This window comes from uncultured Jannaschia sp. (genome assembly GCF_947494055.1).
GTDB lineage: Bacteria > Pseudomonadota > Alphaproteobacteria > Rhodobacterales > Rhodobacteraceae > Jannaschia.
Genome location: NZ_CANLTR010000080.1, coordinates 1 through 7,594, shown reverse-complemented (window position 1 = coordinate 7,594; position 7,594 = coordinate 1). Strand labels below are relative to the sequence as shown.

The 7,594-nt window shown below is 63.8% G+C and carries 5 protein-coding genes and 6 pseudogenes; 9 read left to right on the top strand and 2 right to left on the bottom strand.

Annotation, left to right across the window (positions count from 1 at the left end):
* Both Q1A87_RS22465 and Q1A87_RS22460 read left to right on the top strand, forming a co-directional pair.
* A pseudogene (locus Q1A87_RS22465) lies at positions 1-253 on the top strand (IS481 family transposase); the annotation flags it as partial.
* 108 nt (positions 254-361) lie between these two features.
* A pseudogene (locus tag Q1A87_RS22460) lies at positions 362-502 on the top strand (IS256 family transposase); the annotation flags it as partial.
* A gap of 1 nt (position 503) precedes the next feature.
* Here Q1A87_RS22460 and Q1A87_RS22455 read toward each other — a convergent pair.
* A pseudogene (locus Q1A87_RS22455) lies at positions 504-717 on the bottom strand (transposase); the annotation flags it as partial.
* 132 nt (positions 718-849) lie between these two features.
* Here Q1A87_RS22455 and Q1A87_RS22450 point away from each other — a divergent pair.
* Positions 850-1,871: pseudogene (locus Q1A87_RS22450) on the top strand (IS110 family transposase).
* A gap of 158 nt (positions 1,872-2,029) precedes the next feature.
* A pseudogene (locus tag Q1A87_RS22445) lies at positions 2,030-2,457 on the top strand (transposase); the annotation flags it as partial.
* A 29-nt stretch (positions 2,458-2,486) separates the two neighbouring features.
* Here Q1A87_RS22445 and Q1A87_RS22440 read toward each other — a convergent pair.
* Positions 2,487-2,672, bottom strand: a complete 186-nt coding sequence (locus Q1A87_RS22440; protein WP_299656776.1) for a hypothetical protein — start codon at positions 2,670-2,672, stop codon at positions 2,487-2,489.
* Between the two features lie 599 nt (positions 2,673-3,271).
* Between Q1A87_RS22440 and Q1A87_RS22435 the strand changes: the two genes are divergently transcribed.
* The 5 genes and pseudogenes from Q1A87_RS22435 to Q1A87_RS22415 form a co-directional block, all read left to right on the top strand.
* Complete coding sequence (locus tag Q1A87_RS22435) at positions 3,272-3,682, top strand: DUF2382 domain-containing protein (protein WP_299656774.1); 411 nt, start codon at positions 3,272-3,274, stop codon at positions 3,680-3,682.
* Positions 3,683-3,705: 23 nt separating this feature from the next.
* The gene (locus tag Q1A87_RS22430) at positions 3,706-4,617 is read left to right on the top strand and encodes a YsnF/AvaK domain-containing protein (RefSeq protein ID WP_299656772.1); all 912 of its coding nucleotides are present in this window, start codon (positions 3,706-3,708) and stop codon (positions 4,615-4,617) included.
* Positions 4,618-4,680: 63 nt separating this feature from the next.
* Positions 4,681-5,295: a hypothetical protein gene (locus tag Q1A87_RS22425; protein WP_299656769.1), complete on the top strand. Its 615-nt coding sequence runs from the start codon at positions 4,681-4,683 to the stop codon at positions 5,293-5,295.
* A 92-nt stretch (positions 5,296-5,387) separates the two neighbouring features.
* A complete protein-coding gene (locus tag Q1A87_RS22420) occupies positions 5,388-6,224 on the top strand; it encodes a formate/nitrite transporter family protein (protein WP_299656766.1) in 837 nt (278 codons plus the stop codon).
* A gap of 375 nt (positions 6,225-6,599) precedes the next feature.
* Positions 6,600-7,518 (top strand): annotated as a pseudogene (locus Q1A87_RS22415) (IS5 family transposase); the annotation flags it as partial.
* Between the last annotated feature and the right edge of the window lie 76 nt (positions 7,519-7,594).

Sequence of the window (7,594 nt, the reverse complement as noted above, 5' to 3'; positions counted from 1 at the left end):
CATCGACCGGACCAGCAAGTTTGCGGTCACGCAACTCGTGGACAAGGCTGATCGCAAGACCGCGTGGGAGTTCCTCGAACATCTTCTCAAGGCGATCCCATATCGCATCCACACGATCCTGACTGACAACGGCATCCAGTTCGCCGAGCAGCCCCGGAACCGCAACACTGCGTATTCCCGGCAGATGCGGTTCGACATGATCTGCGAGGCACATGAAATCGAGCCCCGCCTGATCAAGCCCAACCACCCATGGAGTTTGGAAGGTCGTGTCGCGGAGGGTGGTGGAAAATCGAGGGCGGCGTAATCTCCGGGTGAGTCAAACCACCTGACCGGCGGCGGCAACCGCCAGGGAGATCACGCCATGACGAAGATTACAGATACGACGATGCCGGCGCTACTGTGCGGTGATGCCGGCTATGACCCGATCGAGGATCGGCTGCGGCAGAACATCCGGGCGACGATCGAGGCGCTTTTCGAAGAAGAACTCGCAGCATTCATCGGTCACAGGCGCGTATCCCGATGTCCTGTGAGGCGTCTCGGAACCAGTCGGCATCATAGCCGCGATCGCCGAGCAGCCATTTGCCTTCTGGCAGTCCACCGAGCAGTGCCCGTGCGCCGATGCAATCGCTGACTTGCGCTCATGAAGAACCGGATCGGTCGTCCGAGCGCGTCGGTGACGGCGTGTAGCTTCGTGCTTGGCCCGCCCTTGGCGCGTCCCCTCTCAAGACATTGCCGTGCAATACCCTGTCGGGCAGTGGATCATGCGACCACGCCCCCCTTTGTGGATGGCCGGCCCCTCCCGTCGGCGGCTGTGTAAGCTGCCGGTGTCATGACGAGGAGGATCGGACTATGGTTATCGTGATCATCGGGGTGGACTTGGGCAAAGCGGGTTGCAGCGTGGTGGAGCTAGACGCGGCTGGGACCGTTGTGCTGCGACGGCGGATGCGGCGGGACCGGGTGCTGACCTTCGCTGCGGGCTTGCCGGCCTGTATGGTCGCCATGGAGGCGTGCTGCGGCGCGCATCACATGGGCCGCGCGCTGGCGGGGATGGGTCACGAGGTGCGATTGATGTCGCCGGAGCATGTGCGACCCTACGTGAAGGCCCGAAAGAACGACGACCGTGATGCGGAGGCCATCGCCGAGGCGGCGGCTCGGCCGACGATGCGCTTCATGACGCTGAAGTCCGGGGACCATCCCGACGTGCAGACGCTGCACAGGGTGCGTGACCGGGTAGTCGGCGACCGGACCTCGCGGACCGACCGGATCGGGGGCTTGCTTCTCGAGCGCGGCCATGTCGTGGCGCAAGGACGTGCGCGCCTGCGGGCGCGGCTGGCCGAGCTGCCCGATGGCGCTGAGGCGGCGTATGGCCTTTTCTGTTGGCTGACATGCGTGCCCGGTGGAACGAACGCGACCAGTGGATTGCGGCCTTCGACGCCGCGTTCGCCGCGATGGCCGAGGCCGATCCCCGTGCCCGTCGGCTGACGGTCGTGCCCGGCATCGGGGTGCTCGACGCCACCGCTCTCGTGGCCGCCGTTGGTGACGCGGCGAGCTTCGGTCGCGGACGCGACCCGGCGGCCTGGCTCGGACTGGTGCCCAGGCAGGCAACCACGGGCGGCAGGCCGAAGCTGCCGGGGATCACGAAGCGCGGCTCGAAGTACCTGCGCAAGATGCCGATCCAGGGCGCGCGGGCTACGAGGCCGGTGCTGCGACGGGTCGACAATGCCACGGGCGCATGGCTGCGCGGGTTGCTCGCTCGGATGCATGCCGACGTGGCCGTGGTGGCGCTGGCGGCGAAGATGGCGCGGATCGTCCGGGCGCGGCTCCATTACGGGCGGACTTGCGAGGCCACGCCGACAATGACGGCCGCCTGAACGGATACAGGGTCGGCTGGCAGCGCGGAGCTGACAGCCCCCGACCTGCGAGTGATGGAAGGAAGATGACCTGACAGTCCATCGGCATCCCGCAAACCTCCGGGACAAAATGGCCCAGGCTGCGATGTGCGTCATCCTGCCAGGAGGCCGGCCCCTTCACCAGCAACATCGACGACGCGCCAATGCTGCCCGAACTACTCGACCAGATCCCGCCCGATCAGGAGATCGGCGGCGTCATCACTGACGGCACTTTCAACACCCGCAAATCCCATGAAGCCATCGCCGCCTGCGGCGCTGCCGCGATCATCTCGCCTCGCAAGAATGCCAAGCCCTAGAAGCCCGACACCGCCGGTGCAATCACACGAAACGAAGCTCTCCGCGCATCACGGCGCTTCGAACGAACCATCGGCGACGATGGAGTGCATCTCACCGCCGAAGCCGTGCTGAAACAAAGATGCACTGCGTCAAGCTCCTGGGCCAACGTCTCGCAGTTCGTAACTTCGACTGTCAGGTCTCAGAGTTTCATGTCCGCGTCGCCGTGCTGAACGCATTCACCGCACTCGGCATACCCGTCACGGAAGCCGTCAAACGAGTTCATACAGGGAAAGGGGAACCTCAGCCATCAAGCAGATTGCAAAACGAAGTCGCGGCGGTTGCTTCCATCGACGCGCCTTCAAGACGCGCATGCCATACCCGCACGGCAGGATCCCGGTGCGTTTCGAAACGCGCGTAATCGGAGGCGGAAATCGGACCCTTCAGGTCGCTCTCGGAGCGATACTTCGCAAACACCGCGGCAAGCATTCGTCCCGGGCGAACGGTCGTTTCAGGCCGCTCGGGTGGTCACCCAAAGCATACCCTCTCAAGCAGTGGCGATGGAGATGGCGGAGGCGTGACGGCACGATAGCGATGTTAGCCCGACAGCCAAAGCCAAGGAATAAAATGCTATCTGACGGCACGTTACACGGTGACGCTAACGCAAGCCAACTTGTTCTCGCGCTTTATTAATACGGCACCGCCCCGTCGCCCACGAGCTATCCTGGTTTCAAGCATCGCGAGGCTCTGAAGGCCGTACATCTTAAGCGCCGCCTCGTTGGCCTACAGGCATCCCAGATCGAGGCCGAGGACGCTGTCCTCCAGACCTGCCATCCCCTGTCGAAGGCAGCCAAACGGCTTACGGGCCGTATCGTTCGGGCCAAGGCAACCATTTCCACCCCGGCGTGTTAACCAGTGCTCTGTCCATGAGCTTGGAGCAGGTTCAAGGAAACCGATGTCCCTCACCTTTCACACCGATGCGTGGATCCACGTCGACATTGCTGCGACAATGGAATGGCCGCGAAAGCTCGATCCGTGGTCCGCGACGTTCAACGACGTGCTTGTAACCCCGATCGGGGGTAGTGCGGATGCCTTCCAAAGCTGACCTGACGGAGCAAACCGACCCTCAGACGATCAAACTCGTCGAGGAACGTGCGTCGATCGGCGTCCGCGAGACGATCACGGGTCGGGTGCGCGTGACGACCGCCACCGAGACCTTCGACGAGGTTCGTAGTCACGAACTTCACGGAACCCGGTTCGAAGTGACCCGCGTACCAGTCGAGCGGATGTTGGAGCCCGGGGAAGCGCCCCCCGGTCCGCGCACGGAAGGCGGCGTCACCATCGTTCCAGTCTTCGAGGAAGTCCTGGTGACGGAAACCCGCATCGTCCTGACGGAAGAACTGCACATCACGCAGTACGAGACGACCGAAACTGTCGACATTCCCGTCAGCCTTCGCCGGCAGACGGCAACCGTCGCGCGCGTCGATCCGGAAGGATGACGCGCCGGCACATGGAGGACATCATGTCCGACTACGCTTACGAGACAGATACCGCACCGACGACCGGCCGCAGCCAGTACGTGACCGCCTTCTTCGACAGCCGGGCAGACGCGGATGCCGCGATCGATCGGATCGTCGCCGAAGGTGTGGCGCGCGACGACATTCGCATGGTCGAAGGCAACGACGCCGCCGACGCGCCGGCGGCGCATGAGGACAAGGGCTTCTTCGAGGCGCTCGGCGACTTCTTCATGCCCGACGAGGATCGTGCCACCTACGCCGAAGGGCTCAATCGTGGCGGCTACCTGGTGTCGCTGACCACGACCGCCTCGAACCGGGACCGCATCCTCGACATCCTCGATGACGAGGGAACGGTCGACATGGACGAGCGCGAGGAAAGCTGGCGCGCCGAGGGCTGGACTGCCGACAGCTACATGGAGCCCGGCGCCATGGCGGGATCGACCGGAATGACCGGCAGCGAGCCGCGTGCGACCGGCATGGCAGAGGCCGCGCCGGCCTTCACGCCCAAGGGCGATGTCGTCGACGGCACGATCGAGGTCGTCGAAGAGAAGCTCAGGGTCGGCAAGCGCGAGGTCGATCACGGCCGCGTCCGCGTCCGCTCCTACGTGGTCGAGACGCCGGTCGAGGAGACGGTGACGCTTCACGACGAAACGATCCATGTCGAGCGGAACGCCGTCGACCGGCCGTTGGACGACAGCGCGGACGCCTTTACCGACCGGACCATCGAGGCGACGGAGACCGCCGAGGAAGCCGTCATGTCCAAGGAGGCCCGCGTCGTCGAGGAGATCACGCTCAACAAGGATGTGGCCGATCGCTCCGAGACCGTACACGATACGGTGCGCCATACCGAGGTCGAGATCGACGACGATCGCACGGATCGCACGGAGACGACCGACCGTACCAAGCAGAAGATGTAGTCGTCGTGACCAAAAGGCGGAGCGAACGCTGTTCGCTCCGCGTCTTCGACAAGGAACGATGGAATGGCCGATCGCAATGTCGACCGGATGACCCTGGACGAGGCCGAGCAGGAGGTCGCGCTCGCACGCGAGGCGTTCCGGACATCGGTCGAAGCCGCTCGACGACGCCTGGACCCGGCGCCTTTCATCCGTGATGCCCGGACCTTCCTTGCCGGCGACGGTCGGAGTCTGGCGATGGCCACGCTTCGCAAGGCGCGGGCAAACCCCGTTCCGTTGGTCTTGATCACAATCGGCCTCGTCTGGTTGACGCTTGGCGTACGGCGGCAGGCAGAGATCGGCGTTCAACAGAGGGATCAGCCGGTGAAACGGCGGCGACGCGCCCGGGTGTACGACATTCCCGTCGCATCGGACCTGCGGCCATCGAGTGTGGCTGCGACAGAGCCCAACTCCATGCGTCCTGTCGAAGAACATCGTTCCCGAACGGAGCCTCCGGTCGCGGCTCGCACGGCCGATCGGAAGATGACTCCGACCAAGGCCGAGAAACCGATGGCATCGGCAAGCAGTGACGTCGAACCCAGGGCTACCTCGTCGGAGCCTGCCGACCCTTATGACCCGTTGCGCATGTCGCACAGTCTGTATCAAAGGAAACCAAAGCGGGGTTTCAACTCGTCAGTCTGATCGGCAACGATTTTCGTCGTAGTCGTCGGTAGCACGTTACGGATCTGCTTGCCCTTGCGGCGTTCGGGCCGACAGTCAGAAATCGAGATCGAATGTCCGCTGAGGAAAGCGCCGAACTGACGACGCGTCGCGACGAACGCGAAGCCGTGCGCAAGGCGTCCCCCCTGAGTTCCCGCCTGGTCTTCGAGGCGATCCGGCAGCACGGCGAGGAGGAACTGCGGCGGCCGGCCAGCGCGTTGTGGTGGTCGGGTGTGGCGGCCGGCGTACTGATCTGTTTCTCGGTCTGGGGCGAGGCCCTGCTGCGTGCCAAGCTACCAGACACCGAATGGCGATACATCATCGAGAATGCCGGCTACTCGATGGGCTTTTTGCTGGTCATCCTCGGACGGATGCAGCTGTTCACCGAAAATACGATCACGACCGTCGTTCCGGTCGTGCTGCGCCACAACGGCCCGGCGTTCTGGCGGACCATGCGGCTCTGGGCCGTGGTTCTGGCCGCGAATGTCGTCGGGGCCTTCGGCATCGCCGCATTCATGGCCTTCGCACCCGTGATGGAAGAGGACGTCGCCGCGGCAGTTGCGGAACTCAGCCGCCATGCGACCGGCTTGACGGGTGCGGAATCCTTCTACCGCGGCATCCCTGCGGGCGTCCTGATTGCCGCTCTGGTGTGGATGATGCCGTCGGCCAAGTCGAGTCGGGTGCCGCTCATCATTCTGTTCACGTGGCTGATCGCGCTCGGCGACTTCACCCACATCGTCGCCGGATCGGTAGAGATGGCCTATCTGATGGTCCAGAACGAACTGGATATCGGTCCCGCCCTGACGCGGTTCTTCCTGCCCGTGCTGGCCGGCAACGTCATCGGCGGAACGGTGGTCTTCACGCTTCTGACCTGGGCGCAGATCAAGGCCGAGATCAAAGAGGGAACCTGAGCGAAGCGATACGCCTGTAATCGCCCGTCAACCGAGTGGTCATGGTCCGGCAACAGCAGCCTGTTCGCGAACATCGTCAGGATCAGGAGATGCGCGCGGATCCGTATAAGCCCTTTTCGTAGTGATGCGTCGCCGATCGACCCGTGTCTACCCAGCATCGTCCCGGCCACGCTGATCGAAATCTGCTGCCCTGTAGCCTGCGCTGTTGTGATTTTGTCCGCGTGCTTTGCGTCAATGTCTCCTCTCCGGGCTCGATAATCTAGCTAGGCGGCAGAAACAGATCACCAGAATGACCGACGACATTTGCCACCCCGGCGGCTTTGTCGTGCAAAACCGGGAGGATTCCTCGCGAATCCATTGCGGTATCTCGTCCTCATGAGCAGACCCATCCCGTCGAGCTGCAAGACCAGGAACTGGCCGACCTGCAACGAAGCCCTCGAGCAGCGCGGTTCCCTGACGGTCTGGCTCGATCCGGATATGGCTTGGGTGCCGCCGCCGATCGGCAAGCGAGGCCGACAGCCGCGGTATAGTGATGCCGCGATCCAGACGTGCCTGACGGTGAAGGTGCTCTTCGGCATGGCCCTCCGGCAGACGACAGGGTTTGTGGAGAGCCCGCTGCGCCTGGTCGGCCTCGACTGTGTGGTGCCGGATTTCAGCACGCTGAGCCGGCGCCAGAAGACCTTGGCCGTGTCCATTCCCTACAAGGGTTCGCCGGACCGCTTGATCTGCTGATCCCTCTCGGGACATTGCAACGCAATGCCCTGCCGGGCAATGGACAGCACCGGCATCAAGGCAGAGGGCGAAGGCGAATGGCACGCCCGCAAGCACGGTGGCGCGAAACGACGCCTGTGGCGCAAGATCCACCTCGGCTTCGACGAACAGACGCTGGAGATCCAGGCCATCGAGATCACCGGGGGTCGCGTTGGTGACGCGCCGATGCTGCTCGAACTGCTGAGCCAGATCCCGGCCGACGTGGAGATCGGCTCGCTCACCGCCGACGGGGCCTACGACACGCGCAAGTGCCATGACGCCGTTGCCGACCGAGGTGCCCATGGCGTCATGCCGCCCCGCAAGAACGCGAAGCCCTGGAAGCCGTCAACTGCGGGTGCCATCGCCGGGCACGAGGCTGTGCGCGCGTCGCAATACCTCGGCCGGGCCATCTGGCAAAAATGGAGCGGATACCACCGCCGAAGTCGAGACGAGACGAAACGAGACGAGACGAGACGAGACGAGACGAGACGAGACGAAGATGCACTGCGTAAAGCTGCTGGGGCAAAGCCTCTTGGCGCGCGACTTGGTAGTGTCCCGGGGCGTGGTGTAGGAACTGGCGTCCACCTGCTTCTTCATAGCTGGTGTCGCTCGTTCATTGA